Source organism: Bradyrhizobium sp. SZCCHNR1098, assembly GCF_032489375.1.
Classification (GTDB): Bacteria; Pseudomonadota; Alphaproteobacteria; order Rhizobiales; family Xanthobacteraceae; genus Bradyrhizobium.
On the sequence record NZ_JAUEXY010000013.1, the window covers coordinates 104,736 to 127,594 of the forward strand.

Here is a 22,859-nt window from a genome sequence, read left to right on the forward strand (position 1 = left end):
AAGGGCCGAGACGGTGTTGGAGTGAGTATGGCGGGGCAGGATTGCAGCGGTCGCGTGGCGCTGATTACGGGCGTCACCGGCCAGGATGGCGCTTATTTGGCCGAATATCTGCTCGGCCTCGGCTACACCGTGCACGGCATCAAGCGGCGGTCGTCATCCTTCAATACCGCGCGGGTCGATCATCTTTACCAGGATCCGCACGAAGGCAACGTGCCGTTCCTGCTGCATTACGGCGACATGACCGATTCCACCAACCTGATCCGGCTGGTGCAGCAGATCCGCCCCGACGAGATCTACAATCTCGCCGCCCAGAGCCATGTCGGTGTCAGCTTCGAGAGCCCGGAATACACGGCCAATGCCGATGCGCTCGGGGTTCTGCGCTTGTTGGAAGCCATTCGCATTCTCGGCATGGAGAAGCAGACGCGCTTCTACCAGGCCTCGACCTCGGAGCTGTACGGTCTGGTGCAGGAGATCCCGCAGCGGGAGACCACGCCGTTCTATCCGCGCTCGCCCTACGGCTGCGCCAAGCTCTATGGCTACTGGATCACCGTGAACTATCGCGAGGCCTATGGGATGTTCGCCTGCAACGGCATCCTGTTCAACCATGAGAGCCCGATCCGTGGCGAGACCTTCGTGACCCGCAAGATCACCCGCGGCGTCGCCCGCATCGAGATCGGCCTGGAGGAGACGATCTATCTCGGCAATCTCGAGGCCAAGCGCGACTGGGGCCATGCCCGCGATTATGTCGAGGGCATGCATCGCATCCTGCAGGCCGATACGCCCGACGATTTCGTGCTGGCGACCGGTGAGGCCCATTCGGTGCGCGAGCTGGTCGAGCTCGCCTTCGCCGAGGTCGATCGCCGCATCGAATGGCGCGGGGAGGGCGTCGAGGAGACCGGGATCGACGCTAAGTCCGGCAAGGCGGTGGTGCGGATCGACCCGACCTATTTCCGCCCGACCGAGGTCGACCTCTTGATCGGCGATTGCAGCAAGGCGCGCGACAAGCTCGGATGGAAACCGAGGACGAGCTTCGCCGAGCTGGTCAAGGAAATGGTCGCCAGCGATCTATGCGCCGCGCGGCGGGAGGCGAGCATTGGCAACGCCGTTTGATCTCGGCGGCAAGCGTGTCTTCGTCGCGGGCCATCGCGGCATGGTCGGCAGCGCGCTGGTGCGGCGGCTGGCGAGCGAAGGCGTCGAGCTGCTGACGGTGCCGCGCAGCGAGGTCGATCTGCGCGACCAGGCGGCGGTGTTCGCATGGTTCGCGCGCGCCAGGCCGCAGGTCGTGTTCCTCGCTGCGGCGAAGGTCGGCGGCATCGTCGCCAACAACACGCTGCGCGCCGAGTTCATTTACGACAACATCGCGATTGCTGCCAATGTCATTCACGCCGCGCATGTGAACGGCGCCGAGAAGCTGATGTTTCTCGGCTCGTCCTGCATCTATCCCAAGCTCGCCCCCCAGCCGTTGCGCGAGGACGCCATGCTGACCGGGCCGTTGGAGCCGACCAACGAGCCCTATGCGATAGCCAAGATCGCCGGCATCAAGATGGTCGAGGCCTATCGCAGCCAGTACGGCGCCGACTTCATCAACGTGATGCCGACCAATCTCTATGGTCCTGGCGACAACTACCATCCTGAATACAGCCACGTCGTCGCGGCGCTGATCCGCCGTTTCCACGAGGCCAGGCTCGCCGATGCGCCCGAGGTGGTCGTCTGGGGCACGGGAACGCCGCGGCGCGAATTCCTCTATGTCGACGACATGGCGGATGCCTGCGTGCATCTGATGAAGACCTATTCGGATTCGGAGCTGGTCAACATCGGCACCGGCGAGGACATCACGATCGCCGATTTCGCGCGCGTCGTTGCAGCGGCCGTCGGCTACACAGGAGCCATCGGCTTCGATACCTCAAGGCCCGACGGCACGCCGCGCAAGCTGCTCGACGTGTCACGGCTCGCGAAGCTGGGCTGGCGCGCCACGACCTCGCTTCAGGACGGCCTCGCGCGTGCGTATCAGTCGTTCCTCAAGGAGACGGGGCATGGCGCAGAGTAACGTCCGTCCTTGCGAGCCGCGGCAGCGTCGAAGCCGTCCAGGACCGAACGTGAGACGCTGACTTGCTCCGCGACCCCCTGTCATTCGGCCGCGCGTCCCTCGGCGGCTCCTTGCACAGCCCCTATCTTGCTGCGCACCGCCTTGATCTCGCGCACCGGCGACGAGCCGAACATCCGGCCGTATTCGCGCGTGAACTGCGGCACACTCTCATAGCCGACGGCAAAGGCCGCGCTGCCTGCGGTCATGCCCTCCGCCAGCATAAGCCGTCGCGCCTCGATCAGCCGAAGCTGCTTCTGGAACTGGAGCGGCGACAGTGAGGTGAGGCTGCGGAAGTGCTGGTGGAATGACGACGGGCTCATGCCCGCGACGGCCGCCAATTGCTCGACCCGCAAGGGCCGTGCAAACTCGGTGCGCAGCACGGCCACTGCGCGTGCGATACGCTGCGCGTGGCCATCCGGCCAGCCGAGACGACGGATCGCCGTTCCATGCCGGCCGGTCAACAGCCAGTAGTGCATCTCGCGCAACAACTGTCCCCGCAGCACCGGTATCGATTCCGGACGATCGAGCAAGCGCATCAGACGTAGTGCAGCGTCGGCCACCTCGCGATCGGTCGGGTCGACTCGGACCGGCGTTTGGTCGTCTCCGCCGGCGTCATCCATCTGTGCCGAGAGATCGGTGAGAATCGCCGGATCGAGCTCGAGCACGAGCGAGAGATAGGGCGCCGCGATGCTTGCGCGCGTGATCTGGCTGACGGTCGGCACGTCGGCCGTGATCAACAGCGAATCCCCAGCGGAAAAGCCGAAGCCCTGGCCGCCCATCGTGACATGCTTGCTCCCCTGCACGACGAGGCAGACCAGCGGCCGCGAGATCGCGTAGAGGAGGCCGCTGGGCGCGGTCGCCCGTACGGTCATCAGGCCCGGGATTGGTGTTTGGCCAATACCGGCACCGTCGGCATGGGCTTCGGCGTGGCGGCCCACGGCGTGAAGGAGCGTGCTCATCATGGTCCGAGCCTAACCGGTCGACGCCGGCGATGCACCGCATTTTGGAGGATTAGGCAAGAAGCGGCGAGCTTCCGGCAACAAAGGCGCGCGCGCCTGGTCGATATCGGGGTGGTCAAGACCGCAGGAGTTCAGACCATGACCAAGATTGCTCTCGTGACCGGTTCGAGCCGAGGCCTCGGCCGCAACGCCGCGCTCAACATCGCCCGCCGCGGTGGCGACGTCGTCCTCACCTACCAGTCCAGAGTGGACGACGCTCACGCGGTCATGGCGGAGATCGCTGCGCTGGGCCGCAAGGCTGTCGCCTTGCAACTGGACACCGGTGACGTCGCAGGTTTCATGTCGTTTGCCGAGCGGCTGCGGACCGCGTTGCGCGAGACCTGGGGCCGAGAGACGTTTGACCATCTCGTCAACAATGCCGGCCATGGCGACTATGCCTTGATCGGCCAGACCACTGAGGCGCAATTCGATCGCCTGGTCGACGTCCATTTCAAGGGCGTCTATTTCCTGACGCAGACATTGCTGCCATTGCTCGCCGATGGCGGCCGCATCGTCAACCTGTCCTCCGGCCTGACCCGTACGTCGTTTCCCGGTTACGCCGCCTATGCGGCGGTCAAAGGCGCGGTCGAGGTGCTGACCCGTTACATGGCGAAGGAATTGGGGGGCCGCAGGATCGCGGTCAACACGGTGGCGCCCGGCGCGATCGAGACCGATTTCGGCGGCGGGGTAGTTCGCGACAATCCCGAGATCAACAAGGTGTTTGCGGACATCACCGCGCTCGGCCGCGCCGGCCTGCCCGACGACATCGGGCCGATGATCGCGAGCCTGCTGTCGGAGGACAATCGCTGGGTCAACGCGCAGCGGATCGAAGTCTCGGGTGGACAAGGCATCTGAGACGAGCAAATCCGGGAGATCTCCCATGTCAGTTTCAGCAGGACCCGCCGGCACCATCGATCGGCTCTACGTGCTGGATGCCGGGCTCGCGGTCGCGCCTGATCGATCGGTTTATACGCCGGGACAGTGGGAGGGCGAACAGGTCACGTTGAGCTGCAATGCCTACCTGATCCATCGTGGCGGCGCCTGGATCATGTGGGATACCGGCATCGAGGATACGATCGCAGAGGAGGCCGGCGGCCGGATCATCGCCCACGGCATCAGGGGCGTCGTTGCGCGCCCGATCGTCAGCCAACTCGCCGATATCGGACTTGTGCCCGAGGATGTGGCGACGGTCATTCTGTCTCATGCGCATTTCGACCATGTCGGCAATGCGCGGCTGTTCGCGCATGCCACGTGGCACATCCAGCGGGACGAGCATCGGGCGATGTTCGGTCCCGACTATCGACAGCATGGCTATGTGCCTTTGCTTTATGAATGCCTGAGGCAGGCAAAGGTCGAACTGATGGACGGAGACCATGACATGTTCGGTGATGGTTCGATCCGTGTGATCGCGACCTCAGGACATACGCCAGGGCACAGTTCGCTGCTGGTCCGGCTCGCGAACACCGGGCCGATCCTGCTGTCAGGCGACGTTGCGCATGACCGCTACAACATGGAGCATCGCTGCGTGCCGACCATGAACGCCGATGCGGAGCAGTCGCAACGATCGATGGCGCGCGTCGATGCCGTCGTTCGGGCCGAGGGGGCGCAGCTCTGGATCAACCACGATATCGTGCAGAATGCGACGATCGCACACGCGCCGTTCTACTTCGATTGAGTTCCGGGCCGTTCAGCTCGTCGCCGTCCGCGGTGGCTTTCCACTGAGCGCCGTCGCCATGGCCGAGATCAGCGGTTTCATGAAATAGGCCTCGCCCGCGGGCGTGATCGTCGGCGCAACGCCATGGGCATGCAGCTCCTCGGTGACCACAGGCCCCACGGAGGCGATCGGCGTGCGCGCCAGTCCCTGGCGCAGGCGGTCTTCGACGCCATGTGCCTTGGCGACGTCGAACAGCCGCCGCGGCTGACCCGAACTCGTCAGCGCGATCGCATCGACATGGCCGGCGATCATCTCGTCGATCGCGATGAGGATATTCGCATCCGCGGCCTTGGCGTCGTAGACGTAGGGCAGCACCGGATCGACCTCGGCGCCCGCGGCCGCGATGGCGCCGATCAGCGCCGCATGATCCTTGTCGGGATAGAGCTGCAGGCCGAGCCGGTGGCCTTTGAGGTCGAAGCGCGCCAACAATTCGGCGACGCCTTCCGACGTCGGCTTCTCGGTCGTGACCTGCGGCTCGAGCCCGAGCTCGCGCAAGGCGCGGCCCGGCTTGGGGCCGCGGGTGAACTTGCGGGCCTTGCGAAGCGCCGCGATGAATTCGGTCTCGAGCCCGATTCTCCGCACCACCGTCATCAACCGCCGCAGGCCTTCTCCGGTCATCAGCACGAGATCATCCAACGGCCGTTCGATGCAGCGGCGGATCCAGGCCTCGATCGGCGCGGGGTCCGGCGCATCCTGGATCGTGAACATCGGACATTGCAGCACGTCGGCGCCTTGCTCGGCGAGCAGCCGCGAGAACTGCGCCTCCTCGCGGGTTTCCAGGATCAGGATGCGGTTGCCGGTCAGCCTGTCAGCCATGGCGATGCTCGAAGTTTGAGAGTTGATGTTTTGTTCATCCTGCCCCCGCGCCGAGCGTTGGCGCAAGGGCGTGGAGGGTGATAGAGCAGGGCCCGAACGGGCGCCAAGCCTGCCGCATCATTCATCCTCACATCATCCGCCCGGTACGTCATCGCCATGTCCGACCACCAGTATGTCCTGACCCTGTCCTGCCCGGATCGTCCCGGGATCGTCTCGGCCGTCTCGACCTTCCTCGCCCACAATGGCCAGAACATCCTCGATGCCCAGCAGTTCGGCGACTTCGAGACGGGTCACTTCTTCATGCGGGTGGTGTTCACGGCCGCCGATCTCGCCGTCAACCTGCCGGCGCTGCAGACCGGCTTCGCCGCGATCGCCGAGCGCTTTGCGATGGACTGGCAGATGCGCGACCGCGCCGGGCAGCGCCGGGTGATGCTGCTGGTGTCGAAGTTCGACCATTGTCTGGTCGACATCCTCTATCGCTGGCGCACCCGCGACCTCGCGATGATTCCGACCGCCATCGTCTCCAACCATCCGCGCGAGACCTATGCCGGGCTCGATTTCGGCGACATCCCGTTCCACCACATGCCGGTGACCAAGGACACCAAGCGCGACCAGGAGCAGGCGATCCTGAAGCTGGTCGATGAGACGAAGACCGATCTCGTCGTGCTGGCGCGCTACATGCAGATCCTGTCGGACGAGATGTCGGCGAGCCTGTCGGGCCGCTGCATCAACATCCATCATTCGTTCCTGCCGGGCTTCAAGGGCGCAAAACCCTATCACCAGGCCTATGAGCGCGGCGTCAAGCTGATCGGCGCCACAGCTCACTACGTGACCCGGGATCTCGATGAGGGTCCGATCATCGACCAGGATGTCGAGCGCATCAGCCATCGCGACACGCCGGAGGACCTCGTGCGCAAGGGCCGCGACATCGAGCGGCGCGTGCTGGCGCGGGCGATCCGCTATCACCTCGAGGATCGCGTCATCCTCAACGGCCGCAAGACCGTCGTCTTCATGGATTGATGTCGCGACCGCGCGTCAGCGGCCGGGGACGGTCGCCTGCGCGTTGGCGTTCGACTGCGTCTCCTTGTCGCGTTCGGCGGCCGGCATCTGCCGCTGCCGCTCGCGCTCCTGCATGAAACGGTCGTATTCCGGGGTTCCTGGACGGGGCGGAGCACCGGCCGGCAGGCCGCCGGCCCATTGCGGCATCAGATCGCCCATCCCCGCGCCGACCTTCTCATTGATCGACGAGCAGCCGGCAAGGACCGGCCCGGCCACGGCCAGAAGCATTATCGCGGCCGGAAAAAGCCTGGTCCGGGTTCGGCATCTGGCCGGCATTGACAGGTGACCTTTCGTGCTGCGGGCGACCCGCGGCCCGGACCCTAACGATTTGCCATCAATTGGTAAAATTTGGCCGTTCGATGATATCGGTATTAATATACCAATCACGGATTGGTGGTCCGTTGCGGAAACCTACCGTTCACGAAGCCTCCCATGATCGCCATTGACAATGGGGTCCCGAGTCCGCAGCGATGCGCCCGCGATATCGTGAACGAGATCGCACGGTTAAGACAACAATGGCCGGGGGCTGCGGTCCTGATCCGACCAGGGAGGTAGTTTCAATGTTCGTGCGAAGCAAGACACTGACGCTCGCCAGTGCGGCTCTTGCCGCGGCTGCGCTCGCGTCCGGTGCGGCGCGGGCCGAAGACGCATTCAAGATCGGCTTGATCGTGCCGATGACCGGCGGCCAGGCGTCGACCGGCAAGCAGATCGACAATGCCATCAAGCTCTACATGCAGCAGAACGGCGACACCGTCGCCGGCAAGAAGATCCAGGTCATCCTCAAGGACGACGCCGCGCTGCCCGACAACACCAAGCGTCTGGCGCAGGAGCTGATCGTCAACGACAAGGTCAACGTGATCGCCGGCTTCGGCGTGACGCCGGCGGCCTTCGCCGCCGCGCCGCTTGCCACCCAGGGCAAGATTCCGGAAGTCGTCATGGCCGCCGGCACCTCCATCATCACCGAGAAGTCGCCGTACATCGTCCGCACCAGCTTCACCCTGCCGCAGTCCTCCACCATCATCGGCGACTGGGCGGTCAAGAACGGCATCAAGAAGGTCGCCACCCTGACCTCGGACTACGCGCCGGGCAACGACGCGCTGGCCTCGTTCAAGGAGCATTTCACCGCCGGCGGCGGCGAGATCGTCGAGGAAATCAAGGTTCCGCTGGCGAACCCCGACTTCGCTCCCTTCCTGCAGCGCATGAAGGACGCCAAGCCGGACGCCATGTTCGTGTTCGTGCCGGCCGGCCAGGGCGGCAACTTCATGAAGCAATATGCCGAGCGCGGCCTCGACAAGAGCGGCATCAAGGTGATCGGACCGGGTGACGTCACCGACGACGACCTGCTCAACGACATGGGCGACGCCGTGCTCGGCGCCGTCACCGCGCACATCTATTCGGCGGCGCATCCGTCGGCGAAGAACAAGGAGTTCGTCGCGGCCTACAAGAAGGCGTTCAACAGCCGTCCAGGCTTCATGGCGGTCGGTGGCTACGACGGCATCCATCTGATCTACGAGGCGCTGAAGAAGACCGGTGGCAAGACCGACGGCGATTCCCTGATTGCTGCGATGAAGGGCATGGCCTGGGAGAGCCCGCGCGGTCCCATCTCGATCGATCCGGAGACGCGCGACATCGTTCAGAACGTCTACATCCGCAAGGTCGAGAAGGTCGACGGCGAGCTCTACAACGTCGAGTTCCAGACCTTCGACGCCGTCAAGGACCCGGGCAAGGCCAAGAAGTGACGCGATAGGCGTCATCTCAAGCGCACACGGACCGTGCGCTCCCTCCCCCGCCTGCGGGGGAGGGCTGGGGTGGGGGCACCCCACGGCACACGCGTCGTGTGGAGAGATTTCCCCCACCCGGATCACATCGTTCCGATGCGATCCGACCTCCCCCGCAAGCGGGAGAGGCGCAGACCGAGCAAGCGTTGTATGCATGCCCTTCGGATGAAGGGATGACCGGGGACTGAAACTAGACTCCATGACCGCCATCCTCACCAACCTGTTCGACGGCGTCGCTTACGGCATGCTGCTGTTCGTGCTGGCCTGCGGGCTCGCCGTGACGCTCGGCCTGATGAACTTCGTCAACCTCGCCCACGGCGCCTTCGCCATGGCCGGCGGCTATGTCTGCGCCGTGCTCGTCAACCGAATGGGATGGCCGTTCTTCGCAGCGCTGCCGCTGGCCTTCGTCGCGAGCGCCATGATCGGCGCGCTGCTGGAGCGGACACTCTATCAGCATCTCTATGCGCGCAGCCATCTCGACCAGGTGCTGTTCTCGATCGGACTCGTCTTCATGACGGTGGCCGCTGTCGACTACATCATGGGCTCCTCGCGAATCTTCATCAAGCTGCCGGACGTGCTGCAGGGCCAGTTCGACGTCTTCGGCGTCGGCATCGGCCGCTACCGGCTGATGATCATCGTGATCTGCGGCCTGCTCACAGTGGGGCTGCAGCTGGTGCTCTCCAAGACGCGGTTCGGCAGCCGGCTGCGCGCCGCGGTCGATGATCCGCGCGCGGCGAGCGGCCTCGGCATCAACGTGCCGCAGGTGTTCGCCTTCACCTTCGCGTTCGGCTGCGGACTGGCCGGCCTCGGCGGCGCGCTCAGCGCCGAGATCCTCGGCCTCGATCCGTATTTCCCGCTCAAGTTCATGATCTACTTCCTGATTGTGGTCACCGTGGGCGGCTCGTCCTCGATCACCGGGCCGTTCCTGGCCTCGCTGCTGCTCGGCATCGGCGACGTTGCCGGCAAATATTACGTGCCGAAGCTTGGCCCTTTCGTCATCTACACCATCATGATCGTGATCCTGATCTGGCGCCCGAACGGCCTGTTCGGTCGCACGGCGACGCGGTGAGGATCGCATGACGACGAATGCACAAACCGAGGTCGGATTTCACGCCAGGCAGCACGGCCGCTGGCACTGGAGCGAGTTCGCCTTCTGGATCGTCGTGCTGGCGGTTGGCCTCGCGTTTCCATCGCGCTACCTGATCATGACCGAGATCCTGCGGCTGGCGCTGTTCGCTCTGTCGCTCGACCTGATCCTCGGTTACGCCGGCATCGTCTCGCTCGGGCACGCGGCCTTCTTCGGCGTCGGGGCCTATTGCGCGGGCCTGCTCTCGGTGCACGGCATCATCAATGAGCCGGTGCTGGCGCTGATCGTGGCGGGACTTGCCGCCACTGTGCTTGGCTTCGCCACCAGCTTCCTGGTCATCCGCGGTGTCGACCTGACGCGACTGATGGTGACGCTCGGCATCGCGCTCTTGATGGAGGCGCTGGCGGAGCGCTTTTCCAACATCACCGGCGGCACCGACGGTCTCCAGGGCATCGACATCCAGCCGATCTTCGGCGTGTTCGCCTTCGACATGTTCGGCAAGACGGGGTTCTTCTATGCGCTTGCGGTGCTGTTCGTGCTGTTTCTGCTGGCGCGGACGATCGTGCACTCGCCGTTCGGCCTGTCGCTGCGCGCGATCAAGAACAATCCGCTGCGGGCCGCCGCCGTCGGCATTCCCGTCAACAAGCGCCTGATCGCGATCTACACGGTCGCGGCGTTCTATGCTGGCATTGCCGGGGCGCTGTTCACCCAGACCACGGCACTGGCCTCGCTCGACGTGTTCTCGTTCGAGCGCTCCGCAGACCTGGTGCTGATGCTGGTCATCGGCGGCTCCGGCTATCTCTATGGCGGGCTGATCGGCGCCGCCGTGTTCCGGATGCTGCAGGAGCTGTTCCAGTGGATCACGCCGCAATACTGGATGTTCTGGATCGGCCTCGTGCTCGTCGTCATCGTGCTGGTGGGCCGCCACCGCATCCACGCCTATGCGCTGTGGTTGCCCAACCTCATCCTGCGCCAGATCGCCGGCCGCAAGGCCGCGGTGGCCCTCACCGATAACGAGGCGCCATGACCTACGCATTGGAAACCCGCGGCCTCGACAAGCATTTCGGCGGCCTTCACGTCACCCGCGACCTGTCGCTGCAGATCGTGCCGGGCGCGCGCCACGCGCTGATCGGCCCGAACGGCGCCGGCAAGACCACGGTCATCAATCAGCTCACCGGCGTGCTGGAGCCGAGTGCGGGGCGCATCCTGCTCGAAGGCCAGGACATCACCGACCTGCCGGTGCACAAGCGCGTGCTGCGCGGCCTGTCGCGCACCTTCCAGATCAATCAGCTCTATCCGGACCTGACGCCGCTGGAGACCATCGGGCTTGCCGTGTCCGAGCGCCTCGGCGGCGGCGGCAATTGGTGGCGGCGCATGGGCACGCGCGACGACATCAATGCCGAGATCGCCGAGACGCTGGAGAGCTTCCGCCTGCTCGACGTGATGAATGATCGTACCTCGACCTTACCCTATGGCAAGCAGCGCCTGCTCGAGATCGCCGTCGCGATCGCCGCCAAGCCCCGCGTGCTGCTGCTCGACGAGCCCGCCGCCGGCGTGCCCGAGGGCGAGCGCAAGGACATTCTCGCCGCCGTCGCCGCGCTGCCGCGCGACGTGACGGTGCTGCTGATCGAGCACGACATGGATCTCGTCTTCTCCTTCGCCGACCGCATCTCGGTCCTGGTCTCCGGCGCTCTGCTGGTCGAAGGCACGCCGGACGAGGTCGCGCGCGATCCGCAGGTCAAGGCGGTCTATCTCGGCGAGGCTGCGTGATGACCGATCTGCTGACCATCGAGAACCTGCGCGCCGGCTACGGTCAGGCGGTCGTGCTGCCGAACATGTCGCTCAAGCTGCCCGAGGGACAGGTGCTGGCGCTGCTCGGCCGCAACGGCACCGGCAAGACGACGCTGATCAATTCCATCGTCGGCGTCACCCGCCGCTTCTCCGGCAAGCTGGCCTTGGCGGGCACCGACATCACGAGCCTGCGCGCCGATCAGCGCGCCCGTGCCGGCATCGGTTGGGTGCCGCAGGAGCGCAACATCTTCCGCTCGCTCACGGTGGAGGAAAACATGACCGCGGTGGCGCAGCCCGGCCCCTGGACGGTCGAGCGCGTCTACCAGATGTTTCCGCGGCTGAAGGAGCGCCGCAACAATTTCGGCAACCAGCTGTCGGGCGGCGAGCAGCAGATGCTGGCGATCGGCCGCGCGCTGACCCTGAACCCGAAGGTGCTGCTGCTGGACGAGCCGACCGAGGGCCTGGCGCCGATCATCGTCGAGGAGCTGCTGGCCGCGATCGGCACCATCAGCCGGGCCGGCGGGCTGTGCTCCATCATTGTCGAGCAGCACGCGCAGAAGCTGCTCGCGCTGGCCGACCGCGTCGTCATCCTGGAGCGCGGCACTATCGTGCATGATGCCCCGTCGAGCGCGCTGAAGGCCGATCCGGCGCCGCTTGAGCGGCATCTGGGGGTTGCGAGCGCGGCGGCGCATTGACCCGATCAACCGGCTCGACGACAGCCGGGCAGCGTCATCTTCAGTTGCAGTTGTGATATGGTTCACGCACGCGGTGCGGGAGTCGATTGCGGTGTGTCGCGCCGCCTTTGCCACATTGGTATGCAGGATTCGTCATCGCAGGGAACGATCGTGAAGCGCCGACAAAGGGCAACCCGGCCCTTCCGCCTCGCCCCACCCGGAGACGGTCGCAAAATCACCCCTGGATGATTTCTGGCAGCCCAGGCGAGTGGTGTGGCGGGGGGACCGGGCCAAGCTCCCCGTTCCAACGGAATTGTATACCGATCGGATACGGGGTAGGGGATGGACCCGTCCATGACGCTTTGCCCGGATCGCACGCCAAGGCAGATCGCAACCGGCCCAACAAGTCTATCCAACGAATCGACGCCTTCCAAGGAGTGAGCACATGCAACGCACCAAGCCCCCATTCCGCGCCGACGAAGTCGGCAGCCTCTTGCGGCCCCAGAAGATCAAGGAAGCCCGCGCCAAACTCGAGAAGGGCGAGATCTCGGCCGACGATCTCCGAAAGATCGAGGACATGGAGATCGAGAAGGTCGTGCACCGCCAGGCCTCGACCGGCCTGAAGCTTGCGACCGATGGCGAGTTCCGCCGCTCCTGGTGGCATTTCGACTTCCTCGCCAAGCTGACTGGCTGCGAGCTGTTCCATCCCGACACCGGCATCCAGTTCACGGGCGTGCAGACCCGTCATGACGCGGTGCGCGTGATCAGCAAGCTCGACTTCCCGACCGATCATCCGATGCTCGACCATTTCCGCTTCCTGAAGAAGCACGCCGACACTGCGCATGTGACGGCGAAGATGACGATCCCGTCACCGGCCGTGCTGCACTTCCGTGGCGGCCGCAAGTCGATCTCCAAGGACGTCTATCCCGATCTCGACGCCTTCTACGAGGATCTCGGCAAGACCTATCGCAAGGCCGTGAAGGCCTTCTACGACGCCGGCTGCCGCTATCTGCAGTTCGACGACACCGTGTGGGCCTATCTGTGCTCGCAGGACGAATTGCAGAAGGCCAGGGAGCGTGGCGACAATCCCGATGGCCTGCAGCAGATCTATTCGCGCATCATCAACTACGCGATCGCCGAGCGGCCCGCCGACATGATGATCACGACCCACGTCTGCCGTGGCAATTTCCGCTCGACCTGGATCTCCTCGGGCGGCTACGAGCCGGTGGCCGAGACCATGCTCGCCAACACCAACTACGACGGCTACTTCCTGGAGTATGACAGCGAGCGCGCCGGCGGCTTCGAGCCGCTGCGCTTCCTGCCCAAGGGCAACAAGGTCGTCGTGGTCGGTCTCGTCACCTCGAAGGTCGGCGAACTCGAGAAGAAGGACGACATCAAGCGCCGCCTGGAGGAGGCCTCGAAGTTCGCCCCGCTCGACCAGCTCGCGCTGTCCCCGCAATGCGGCTTCGCCTCGACCGAGGAAGGCAACATCCTGAGCGAAGAGGAGCAGTGGGCCAAGCTGCGCCTCTGCGTCGAGCTTGCCGAGGAGATCTGGGGGAAGTAAGCCTGCAGACAGGAGCCCATTGAAGTCAGACCCGTACCTTACCCGGGCGGCTGACTAAGACGGTCGCTTCGGAACAGGATCGCCGCGGCAAATGCGCGGCGATCCTTCACGGCGATGGATGCAAGAGCCGCCATGTCCGTGACCTGATTTTGACGATTGCGATTTCAATAGGTCTGGCCGAGGTGGACTCATCAAGCCGCCCAAGCAATCCCGTCGGGTCTTGGCTCTGTTGCAAGAGGCCGATGATCTGCTGAATGGCTGGTAACGACCAGCACATTCAATGCCATCTCGAAGATCTCACTACGCGGCCCGGCGGCCCGCCTTCTTGGTGGTCTTCCGCTTCGGAGCCGTCTTAGGCGGAGCCGAGGTGAGCTTCACGCCGAGAGCGCGGAGCACTTTCAGGATGGTGGCGAACTCCGGGTTCCCGTCTTCACCAAGCGCCCGATAGAGCTGTTCGCGACGGATGCCGGTTGCCTTTGCGACTTCCGACATGCCGCGCGCCCGGGCAATTGTGTTGATCGCGGCGCGGATTTCATCAGCGGTGCCGTCCTCAAGCGCCGCGGCCAGAAACTCGGCTTGGGCCTCCGGCTCTGCAAGATATTCCGCGGCATCGAAGCGCGTTGTTGCCATTCGCTACCCCTCTCTCTCGGCCAGTTCTTGAGCGCGCCGGATATCGGAACGCTGGGTGCTCTTGTCACCACCGCAAAGCAGGATCACCAAGACGTTGCCTTTCTGGCGAAAATAGACCCGATAGCCGGGGCCGTAATCCGCATTTCGGAGACGCCCCCACCAACGGGCTTGCTGTCCCCGAGGTTGCCACCTTCAGCACGGGCAATGCGGGCAGCAATACGTGCCTTTGCTCTCGCATCTCGCAGACCAAGAAGCCATTCCTTGAATTCGCTGGTCTGCCGGATTTCGAGCATGAAAGAGTGTATCTTAAAAGGTACAGAGGCGCAAGGGTGCGAGAGCGAGGCGCGCCGGCAATGCCCTCCTGCCCGAGCGCTGGGCTCGGCGGTCTTGCGATCAAGGTTGGGCGGCCGGAGCAATCCGCCCCGTTTCGTTTTTGCGTAGCAGTGCGCGACGAATCAGCCGCTGCGCTGGCGCCTCGAACCCGCGATAGGTGACGTACGCCGCCGACAGGGTCAGCGCCATGAAGCCAATCCAGAACGACCGGCTGCCGTATGGAATAGCTCGTCCTAGAAAGCCAAAAACCAGTGCGATCGCAAGCTGGATCGGGAAGTGCAGCAAATAGCAGGAATAGGTCATGTTGCCGGCGGCCTGCAGCAGGTTCTCGATGCGCCGCGGCAGGGCGATCGGCCTCGCGCAGACGAACAACAGGATCGGCGTGGTGACCAGCAGCAGAGCTGCGGCCCGCTCGGCCAGCTCAATGCCGGAGATCCAGAGAGCGATCGGAATTCCGACAGCCGCGCTCAAAGCGAGGGCCTTGAGCTTCGGCCGATACCAGGCATCGGCGACGCTCTGCCGCGCCATGGCGGCCAGTCCGCCGGCATAGAAGAACACGAAACACTTGCCGACCAGTGTCCCGCTCGCGATGCCGGCCAGGATCATCGCCAGGTTCAACAGCGGTGATGTGGTGACGAAACGCAGCGCCAGGAAGAACACCGCATAGACAAGGACCTCGATCGAGACCGACCAGATCGGGCCGTTGAAGCTGACCCCGGTCGGCGGCAGCCAGTCGCTCGCCATGAAAAGCTGGGCGACGAAATGAGCGAGATCGTTGCTCTGGTAGACGAAGAAGAAGCCGTGCTGCGCGACATAGAGGGCCTGCAACCCCGCGACCAGCAGCAGCGTTGCGAGATGCAGCGGATAGAGCCGCGACAGCCGGTTGACGAAGAAGGTCCAGCCATCGACCGTGCCGTCGGGGGTGATCGCGCTGTACTTCCAGAAGAAGATGAAGCCAGAGATGCACCAGAAGATCACGACGCCGTATTCGCCGAGCTCATAGAACGGAAACAGGACATTGTAGAACGGCAGCTCGCTGCGGACGAGATCGACAGGGGCATCGGCGATGTAGGCGAAGTGCGGGTAGTGCCACAGCAGCACCGAGATCGTGGCGAGGAAACGCAGCAGCTCGAGCCCGAGCAGCTTGTGAGTCCCAGGCGATGTCGATGTGTAGGGCAGGGCCATGCGGTGATCGTTAACCGTCTCGACGGGATGTGCGGCCCAATCCTAGCCGGCGCGAAGTGAAGGATTGTTTTCGCTGCCTGCGGGGATCAGCGGCAGGCGAGCTCGGTTCCCTGCAGGATCGCCTGGTCCCAGGATCGATAGCCTGTGGCATTCAGATGGATGCCTTCGAGCGTGAACGGCGACTCCATCGGCGGCAGGGGCAGGAAGGTCGCGCCGGTGCGCCTCGCGAGGTCCGGCAGCATGGCGCGATAGCCGGTGATGCTCGCCATGGCGGCCTTCTCCATGGCCGGCGTGAATGGCCCGCGCGCCTCGACGAGGGGAAACTCAGCGATGAAGATGCGCGTGGTGAGCTTTGACAGCTCGCGCAGCAGGGCCTCGTAGCGTCCAGCGAAGACCTCGCTGGAGTCGGGCTTGGCGGTCAGTGCATCGTTCACGCCGAGGGAGACGATGACCGCGAACGGCCGTTTCGGCCCGAGTGCGGGCTTGAGCCAGCCGGCGAGGTCGCTCCGCGTCCCGGCGCCGGCGAGACCGGCGTTGACGACCGGATGCCCGCAGGCGCTGGCCGGCAGCGTCGCCGCCTCGACGATGCTGTCGCCAAGCACGATGATCGGATCATCGGGGCGCGCCAGCAGGTTGTAGTGGACGATGAGCTGGCGAACCGTCCGGTGGTCGCTGCCGGACGGCGCCGCAGAGCGGCGCACCAGCACGAACGTCGCGGCTGCCGCGGCAATCACCGCAAACAGCACAAAACCCAGTCGCGCCTGTGCCTTCGCTGCCATGTGGACGATTGGTGCCCTCGATCGGTGAGACCGTAGTGCAAATTCGCAAACGGAGCTCTAATTCGCCCGCGTCCAGGTCGAGGACCGGCAGACGATGCCGCCGAGTGCGCAGCCCGCGGTCGTCAAGGTGCCGCCCGACAGCGTCATCTTGGCATCGTAGGTCTTGCCGTCGTCGGGATTGCTGTAGCTGCCGGCCCAGGCATTGGGTCCGGTCGGCTTCATGCCGGAGAACAGCCGCTGGCCGACCTTGGCCGGGGTGTCGGTGCCCTCCTTGATCCAGACCAGTGTGCCGCAGATGGCGCCGCCGCAGGGGGTGAACTTGACCTTGGAGGCGCCGCTCTCGCGCAGCCAGACGCCGGTGACGTCGTCGGCGAGCGCCGGGCCTGCGGCCAGCGCGAGCGAGAACCCAAGTCCAAGGACAAAACGACCGATCATGCGTGCCTCCCTAATCCTTCGAGACGAGCTTGTTGCTGGCGGATCGTGTCGGCGATGCGGCGGGCCGACGGCGATACGCTTCGTCTCCATTGTTCAACAAGGATAGCAGGATTCGGACATGCTGCACCTCGCGACCGGGCGTGCCGATGTGGCGCGACAGCGGCGTATCCGGTGTTTCTGCGTCCGGAAGGTTCCGGGTTCGGGCTCTTTCCAATGGTGGGCAGATGGTGCTAGGAGGTTGGGCCATGGGCGCGCTGCCCACTCATGTTTCCCACCCCGCCGGGCCGAATGAAGAACGACCAGCTGCTCGCCCAGATCACGGAGTTCTGCCGCCAGTCCGACATGGCGGAGTCGACGTTCGGCCGGCGCGCCGTCAACGACGGCAAGCTGGTGCAGCGGCTGCGCGAGGGCAAGCGCATCACCATCGACACGCTCGACCGCATCCAGGCCTATATCGCGGCCTCCACCGGCACCCTGCCGCCGCCGCGGCTCGATGTCGTGCCCGAGAAGCGCGATCCCAAGAGCAATTTCCGCTTCTTCGAGAACCGCCAGAAATATCTCTTGTTCGTGCACACCTGCAGCGAGAAGCGGGTGGTGGCGGAACGCGTCGGTCTCGAGCTCGCCAGCATCCATCCCCGGCCCCCGGCGCTGCGCCTGTTCGATGCCGGCGTCGGCGACGGCACCGTGCTGTCGAAGGTGCTGCGGACCATGCATGGCCGCTTTCCCCACATCCCGTTCTATGTCGCCGGCAAGGAGCTGAGCCTCGAGGACGTCCGGCTGACCTTGGAAAAGGTGCCGGACCGGCTGTTCGAGCACCCCGCCAGCGTGTTCGTGTTCACCAACATGAACTATGCCGAGGCGCCCTGGCTGACCCCGGCCTCGCCGTCGGTGGCGGCATCGATGATCTGGCACGAGGTCGTGCTGCAGGGCGATTCGTCGGGGGATTTCGAGACCCAGATCGCGGCGTTGAAGCCGTTCCTGGAGCAGAACTGGCGCGCCAACGTCTCCCAGCGCACGGGCATGCCGGTCTATGAGCGGCCGATCGCGCTGGTGCTCTACCGCGAGGATCACCGCTTCCTGCTCGACGGCATCATCCCGCGGGCCGGGCGGGTCGAGGCCAATTTCGACCTGATCATCGCCTCGCAGCCCTACCGGGCCCGTTCCTCGGTCAATTTCCGCGCCAAGCGCATCATCGCACCGCTGGCGAGGGCGCTGAAGCCGGGCGGGCGGCTGATCGGAATCCACTCCCATGGCGAGGATCCGGGCCTGGAGATCATCCAGGCGGTCTGGCCCGGAGAAAATCCTTTCTCGGTCAGCCGGCATGAGCTATTGCGCGCCGTCAAGTACGAGTTGGGGTCCAGTGGGCGGGACTTAAATTTTAACGCCTATGCGGACAATCGCTCGATTTTCAGGTATGAGATGGAGGCTCTGCCCAACGAGGTCACCGGTACCATCGGAACCTCGACGGCCTTTGCAGCCTGGAACGCGGCGGTGTATGTCGCGCAGATCGAGGAAGACCGCCTGATGGAGGTCGCACACTCGTCTCGTGCGCTCGACGCCGCCAGAGAGGTTCTGCGAAAGCACAACGGGCTGTGGTTCTACGACGAGTCCTACGTCATCTCGCGGCGTCGCGACTGACATTCCTTAGGGATCAATACAAACGACCGCCGTGGGCGGCGAAGAAGGGGTTGCTTGATGCGCGCGTCATATCTGTTCACCTCGGAGTCGGTGTCCGAAGGCCATCCGGACAAGGTTTGCGACCGTATTTCCGATGAGATCGTCGACCTGTTCTACCGCGAAGGGCCGAAGGCCGGCATCGACCCCTGGCAGATCCGCGCCGCGTGCGAGACGCTCGCCACCACCAACAAGGTCGTGATCGCCGGCGAGACCCGCGGCCCGGCTTCGGTTACCAACGAGCACATCGAGCACGTCGTCCGTGAGGCCATCAAGGACATTGGCTACGAGCAGGAAGGCTTCCACTGGAAGACCTGCGACATCGAGATCCTGCTGCATCCGCAGTCGGCCGACATTGCGCAGGGCGTCGACGCGCTGCAGCCGGGCGAAGTGAAGGAAGAGGGCGCCGGCGACCAGGGCATCATGTTCGGTTACGCCTGCAACGAGACGCCCGATTTGATGCCGGCGCCGATCTTCTACGCCCACAAGATCCTGCGCCTGATCTCGGAAGCCCGCCATTCGGGAGTTGAGAAGGTGCTGGGCCCGGACTCCAAGAGCCAGGTCACCGTGCGCTATGAGAATGGCAAGCCGGTCGGCGTGCGCGAGATCGTCGTCTCGCACCAGCACCTGGTCGAGGACATGACCTCGGCGCAGGTGCGCGAGCGCGTCGAGCCCTACGTGCGCGAGGCGCTGCCGAAGGACTGGATCACGAAGGACACGATCTGGCACATCAACCCGACCGGCAAGTTCTACATCGGCGGTCCCGATGGCGACACCGGCCTCACCGGCCGCAAGATCATCGTCGACACCTATGGCGGCGCGGCCCCGCACGGCGGCGGCGCCTTCTCCGGCAAGGATCCGACCAAGGTCGACCGCTCCGCGGCCTACGCCGCCCGCTACCTCGCCAAGAACATCGTCGCTTCCGGTCTCGCCGACCGCTGCACCCTGCAGCTCGCTTATGCCATCGGCGTGGCGCGGCCGCTGTCGATCTACATCGACACCCACGGCACCGGGAAGGTATCCGAGGACAAGCTTGAGAAGGCGGCGGCCGAGGTCATGAACCTTACCCCGCGCGGCATCCGCTCGCATCTCGACCTCAACCGCCCGATCTACGCGCGCACCGCGGCCTACGGCCATTTCGGCCGCACGCCGGACAACGAGGGCGGCTTCTCCTGGGAGAAGACCGACCTCGCCGAAGCGTTCAAGCGCGCGGTGTAGTTGTTAGGGCCGTCATTCCGGGGCAGCGCAATAGCGCTGAACCCGGAATCTCGGAGTGATGGATTCCGGGTTCGCGCTTACGCGCCCCGGAATGATGTTTTTTGACAAACAGGAACCCCACATGACCGCCAAGCCAGGTTTCACCGACTACATCGTCAAGGACATTTCGCTCGCCGAGTTCGGCCGCAAGGAGATCTCGCTCGCCGAGACCGAGATGCCCGGCCTGATGGCGACGCGTGAGGAGTATGGCCCGAAGCAGCCGCTGAAGGGCGCGCGCATTGCGGGCTCGCTGCACATGACCATCCAGACCGCGGTGCTGATCGAGACGCTGAAGGCGCTCGGCGCCGACATCCGCTGGGTCTCGTGCAACATCTACTCGACCCAGGACCACGCCGCCGCGGCGATCGCCGCCGCCGGCATTCCGGTGTTCGCCGTCAAGGGCGAGACGCTGGTCGACTACTGGGACTACACCGCCAAGCTGTTCGACTGGCACGGCGGCGGCCATCCGAACATGATCCTCGATGACGGCGGCGACGCCACCATGTACGTCCATCTCGGCCTGCGCGCCGAGAACGGCGACGCGGCGTTCCTCGACAAGCCTGCCTCCGAGGAGGAGGAGGTGTTCTTCGCGCTGCTCAAGAAGCAGCTCAAGGAGAAGCCGAAGGGCTACTTCGCCGAGATCGCCAAGTCGATCAAGGGCGTCTCGGAGGAGACCACCACGGGCGTGCATCGTCTCTACGACATGCAGAAGGCCGGCACGCTGCTGTGGCCCGCGATCAACGTTAACGACAGCGTCACCAAGTCGAAGTTCGACAACCTCTATGGCTGCCGCGAGTCGCTGGTCGACGGCATCCGCCGCGGCACCGACGTGATGATGTCGGGCAAGGTCGCGATGGTCGCGGGCTTCGGCGACGTCGGCAAGGGTTCGGCCGCCTCGCTGCGCCAGGCCGGCTGCCGCGTCATGGTGTCCGAGATCGATCCGATCTGCGCGCTGCAGGCGGCGATGGAGGGCTATGAGGTTGTGACGATGGAGGACGCCGCGCCGCGCGCCGACATCTTCGTCACCGCCACCGGCAACAAGGACATCATCACCATCGAGCACATGCGCGCGATGAAGGATCGCGCCATCGTCTGCAACATCGGCCACTTCGACAACGAGATCCAGGTCGCCTCGCTGAAGAACCTGAAGTGGACCAACATCAAGCCGCAGGTCGACGAGATCACCTTCCCCGACGGCAAGCGCATGATCCTGCTGTCCGAAGGCCGCCTGGTGAACCTCGGCAATGCGATGGGCCACCCGTCCTTCGTGATGTCGGCGTCCTTCACCAACCAGACCCTGGCGCAGATCGAGCTCTACGCCAACAACAAGGACGGCAAGTACAAGAAGGAAGTCTACGTGCTGCCGAAGTCGCTGGACGAGAAGGTGGCGATGCTGCACCTCGCCAAGATCGGCGTGAATCTCACCAAGCTGCGCCCCGACCAGGCCTCCTACATCGGCGTCAAGCCGGAAGGCCCGTTCAAGTCGGGCCACTACCGCTACTGATAATCCGGCGCGACGCGCGGCGGAGATGGTGAAGGCCGGGGCATTGCCCCGGCCTTTTGTTTTGTCGTCATCGATGCTCCGAAGATGGGACGTCGTCATTGCGAGCGAAGCGAAGCAATCCAGGGTGTCGCGTGCGACTCTGGATTGCTTCGTCGCTTCGCTCCTCGCAATGACGGAGAGAGTGTGCGCTCTACGAAATCAACGAGATACTGCCACCTGCAGTGTACGTGACAATCACCCTGTCCGCCGCGAGGCCAGCGCCGACGCGCGCACCGCCTTCGTGCGCTTTGCCGCATGATGCTCCGGTCGCGCGGCGATCCGCTTGCCCTTCTTCGTCTCCGCCGCCGCCACCCTCACCGCAGGCGCGCGATGCTTGGCATATTCCTCGCCGTCGACCGGGCCGACATGTGGCGGGTCGCGATCGAGATAGGGCCGGCCGATGCCAAAGCTCTTGCCGTTGGCGTCGACCCATTTCCACAGCGCCTCGGTCGCCACCCAGCGCTGTGCGCGCGTCGCGCCGTTGACGCTGACGATGTCGGCCGCGAGTCCGTGGCCGTAGCCGCCGCGCAGGCTGCCGCCGTGATAGGAGCGGTTGCTGGCGGCCTTCAGGCCGCTCGCGATCTCCTGGCGATAATCGTCGCGGAAGCCGCTGGTGATGCCCGGCGCGAGACCCGCGGCCTCGGCGGCGTGCAAGGTGTGAAACAGCTTCAGCTTGAAGCCGCGGTCCATGCCGCCGATCACGTACTCCATCATGCTGCGGCCGACGCGCTCGGCCGCCTTCGGATCCTTCCAGGTGAAGTCGTTGTCGACCAGCTTGGTGAAGCTGCGCGTCACCTTCACCATGCGCCCCTTGCGCTTGACCGTGACGACGCGGCGCTCGGTCTCGCGGATCTTGTCGAGCTTCGGCGCGCGCTCGTACAGCGCCCACAGATAGCGATCGATGCAGGCATCGATGGCGGGGCACTCGTCGAGGATCTCGATGCGGTCGGCGCTGGCGACGGTGGGCCGAGGCGGTTCGGTCGCTGCGCTGGGCGCGGCCTGTTCGTCCGCTGGCAGGACGGCCGATGGCGTGATCGACGCGGTCGTCAGCGCGGGCTCGGCTGCGGTCGGCTGCGGCGACGTCGCGATCGGCTCCGCGACGACGGGCGGCGTCGCCGCCTCGATCTCGGCGGCGGCCGCGGGCCATGCCGCCGCACAAGCTATTAGGACAACGGACCGACACAACGCACGGGTCGAAAGCTGCTGCGAGCTCATCATCCGGCCTCCCCCAAATCCGAGCCCCTGCTGGTGAGGGGCGGTCAGGCATCCGATACCTGCGATTGTTCGGTGCAAGACGGCCCGGCGCAATAACGCATCTCCGCGCCCGCGCAGCTTTTGCGAGAACTGTGGCCTGCGTGCAACGCTCGTGAGTTCCGTGTGTGGCGCGATTCGCCGCGAACGATCGTTCGGCGACGACAGATGATGGAGACCGCAGGGCCTCCGGCTGACGCCCTAC

Annotated in this window: 22 protein-coding genes and 1 pseudogene; 14 read left to right on the forward strand and 9 right to left on the reverse strand. The window is 64.9% G+C overall.

Translation table 11 applies throughout. The features are described 5' to 3' along the window. The first annotated feature begins 27 nt into the window (after positions 1 to 27). Complete coding sequence (gmd, locus tag QX135_RS25325; RefSeq protein WP_316180285.1) at positions 28 to 1,110, forward strand: GDP-mannose 4,6-dehydratase; 1,083 nt, start codon at positions 28 to 30, stop codon at positions 1,108 to 1,110. Further along, on the forward strand, positions 1,094 to 2,047 hold the full coding sequence (locus QX135_RS25330; RefSeq protein WP_316180287.1) for a GDP-L-fucose synthase: 954 nt from the start codon (positions 1,094 to 1,096) through the stop codon (positions 2,045 to 2,047). The genes gmd and QX135_RS25330 overlap by 17 nt, the downstream gene beginning before the upstream one ends. Positions 2,048 to 2,127: 80 nt before the next feature. Here the strand turns inward: QX135_RS25330 and QX135_RS25335 are convergent, their stop codons facing one another. Next, entirely contained in the window at positions 2,128 to 3,045 is a 918-nt protein-coding gene (locus QX135_RS25335; protein ID WP_315777189.1) for an AraC family transcriptional regulator, read from the reverse strand. 138 nt (positions 3,046 to 3,183) lie between these two features. On the opposite strand from QX135_RS25335, the gene QX135_RS25340 reads away from it, so the two are divergent. Both QX135_RS25340 and QX135_RS25345 read left to right on the forward strand, forming a co-directional pair. Continuing rightward, positions 3,184 to 3,939: an SDR family NAD(P)-dependent oxidoreductase gene (locus QX135_RS25340; RefSeq protein WP_315777073.1), complete on the forward strand. Its 756-nt coding sequence runs from the start codon at positions 3,184 to 3,186 to the stop codon at positions 3,937 to 3,939. 25 nt (positions 3,940 to 3,964) lie between these two features. Beyond that, on the forward strand, positions 3,965 to 4,759 hold the full coding sequence (locus QX135_RS25345; protein WP_315796581.1) for an N-acyl homoserine lactonase family protein: 795 nt from the start codon (positions 3,965 to 3,967) through the stop codon (positions 4,757 to 4,759). A 12-nt stretch (positions 4,760 to 4,771) separates the two neighbouring features. Here QX135_RS25345 and QX135_RS25350 read toward each other — a convergent pair whose 3' ends face one another. Further along, positions 4,772 to 5,614, reverse strand: coding sequence for a uroporphyrinogen-III synthase (locus QX135_RS25350; RefSeq protein WP_316180289.1), 843 nt, complete (start codon positions 5,612 to 5,614; stop codon positions 4,772 to 4,774). A 156-nt stretch (positions 5,615 to 5,770) separates the two neighbouring features. On the opposite strand from QX135_RS25350, the gene purU reads away from it, so the two are divergent. Further along, complete coding sequence (purU, locus tag QX135_RS25355; protein WP_315738990.1) at positions 5,771 to 6,634, forward strand: formyltetrahydrofolate deformylase; 864 nt, start codon at positions 5,771 to 5,773, stop codon at positions 6,632 to 6,634. A gap of 15 nt (positions 6,635 to 6,649) precedes the next feature. On the opposite strand, the gene QX135_RS25360 is transcribed toward purU, so the two are convergent. Then, the gene (locus tag QX135_RS25360) at positions 6,650 to 6,949 is read right to left on the reverse strand and encodes a hypothetical protein (RefSeq protein ID WP_315782793.1); all 300 of its coding nucleotides are present in this window, start codon (positions 6,947 to 6,949) and stop codon (positions 6,650 to 6,652) included. Positions 6,950 to 7,233: 284 nt separating this feature from the next. On the opposite strand from QX135_RS25360, the gene QX135_RS25365 reads away from it, so the two are divergent. The 6 genes from QX135_RS25365 to QX135_RS25390 all read left to right on the forward strand — a co-directional run bounded on the left by QX135_RS25365 (position 7,234) and on the right by QX135_RS25390 (position 13,567). Further along, positions 7,234 to 8,412, forward strand: coding sequence for an ABC transporter substrate-binding protein (locus tag QX135_RS25365; RefSeq protein ID WP_315712906.1), 1,179 nt, complete (start codon positions 7,234 to 7,236; stop codon positions 8,410 to 8,412). A gap of 238 nt (positions 8,413 to 8,650) precedes the next feature. Continuing rightward, a complete protein-coding gene (locus QX135_RS25370; protein ID WP_315738988.1) occupies positions 8,651 to 9,520 on the forward strand; it encodes a branched-chain amino acid ABC transporter permease in 870 nt (289 codons plus the stop codon). Positions 9,521 to 9,527: 7 nt separating this feature from the next. Next, positions 9,528 to 10,565: a branched-chain amino acid ABC transporter permease gene (locus QX135_RS25375; RefSeq protein ID WP_315738987.1), complete on the forward strand. Its 1,038-nt coding sequence runs from the start codon at positions 9,528 to 9,530 to the stop codon at positions 10,563 to 10,565. Next, the gene (locus QX135_RS25380; RefSeq protein ID WP_315738986.1) at positions 10,562 to 11,308 is read left to right on the forward strand and encodes an ABC transporter ATP-binding protein; all 747 of its coding nucleotides are present in this window, start codon (positions 10,562 to 10,564) and stop codon (positions 11,306 to 11,308) included. Before QX135_RS25375 ends, QX135_RS25380 begins: the two co-directional genes overlap by 4 nt. Beyond that, positions 11,308 to 12,024 (forward strand): ABC transporter ATP-binding protein, encoded by a 717-nt coding sequence (locus QX135_RS25385; RefSeq protein ID WP_315738984.1) that lies wholly within the window; start codon positions 11,308 to 11,310, stop codon positions 12,022 to 12,024. Before QX135_RS25380 ends, QX135_RS25385 begins: the two co-directional genes overlap by 1 nt. Positions 12,025 to 12,448: 424 nt before the next feature. Continuing rightward, on the forward strand, positions 12,449 to 13,567 hold the full coding sequence (locus QX135_RS25390) for a cobalamin-independent methionine synthase II family protein (RefSeq protein ID WP_316180292.1): 1,119 nt from the start codon (positions 12,449 to 12,451) through the stop codon (positions 13,565 to 13,567). A gap of 300 nt (positions 13,568 to 13,867) precedes the next feature. On the opposite strand, the gene QX135_RS25395 is transcribed toward QX135_RS25390, so the two are convergent. The 5 genes and pseudogenes from QX135_RS25395 to QX135_RS25415 form a co-directional block, all read right to left on the reverse strand. Beyond that, on the reverse strand, positions 13,868 to 14,197 hold the full coding sequence (locus tag QX135_RS25395; RefSeq protein WP_315777077.1) for an addiction module antidote protein: 330 nt from the start codon (positions 14,195 to 14,197) through the stop codon (positions 13,868 to 13,870). Between the two features lie 3 nt (positions 14,198 to 14,200). Then, positions 14,201 to 14,490, reverse strand: a pseudogene (locus QX135_RS25400) (type II toxin-antitoxin system RelE/ParE family toxin). Positions 14,491 to 14,590: 100 nt separating this feature from the next. Beyond that, positions 14,591 to 15,715: an acyltransferase gene (locus QX135_RS25405; protein WP_316180294.1), complete on the reverse strand. Its 1,125-nt coding sequence runs from the start codon at positions 15,713 to 15,715 to the stop codon at positions 14,591 to 14,593. 86 nt (positions 15,716 to 15,801) lie between these two features. Further along, entirely contained in the window at positions 15,802 to 16,494 is a 693-nt protein-coding gene (locus QX135_RS25410) for an SGNH/GDSL hydrolase family protein (RefSeq protein ID WP_316180296.1), read from the reverse strand. A gap of 57 nt (positions 16,495 to 16,551) precedes the next feature. Continuing rightward, the gene (locus QX135_RS25415; RefSeq protein WP_315738976.1) at positions 16,552 to 16,929 is read right to left on the reverse strand and encodes a DUF2147 domain-containing protein; all 378 of its coding nucleotides are present in this window, start codon (positions 16,927 to 16,929) and stop codon (positions 16,552 to 16,554) included. A 288-nt stretch (positions 16,930 to 17,217) separates the two neighbouring features. On the opposite strand from QX135_RS25415, the gene QX135_RS25420 reads away from it, so the two are divergent. From QX135_RS25420 to ahcY, 3 genes are all read left to right on the forward strand, one after another. Continuing rightward, complete coding sequence (locus QX135_RS25420; protein ID WP_315796586.1) at positions 17,218 to 18,567, forward strand: hypothetical protein; 1,350 nt, start codon at positions 17,218 to 17,220, stop codon at positions 18,565 to 18,567. 57 nt (positions 18,568 to 18,624) lie between these two features. Then, entirely contained in the window at positions 18,625 to 19,821 is a 1,197-nt protein-coding gene (gene metK / locus QX135_RS25425) for a methionine adenosyltransferase (RefSeq protein WP_315738974.1), read from the forward strand. A gap of 121 nt (positions 19,822 to 19,942) precedes the next feature. After that, entirely contained in the window at positions 19,943 to 21,364 is a 1,422-nt protein-coding gene (gene ahcY, locus QX135_RS25430; RefSeq protein ID WP_316234351.1) for an adenosylhomocysteinase, read from the forward strand. A 234-nt stretch (positions 21,365 to 21,598) separates the two neighbouring features. On the opposite strand, the gene QX135_RS25435 is transcribed toward ahcY, so the two are convergent. Beyond that, positions 21,599 to 22,621, reverse strand: coding sequence for a hypothetical protein (locus QX135_RS25435; protein ID WP_316234352.1), 1,023 nt, complete (start codon positions 22,619 to 22,621; stop codon positions 21,599 to 21,601). Positions 22,622 to 22,859 lie beyond the last annotated feature (238 nt).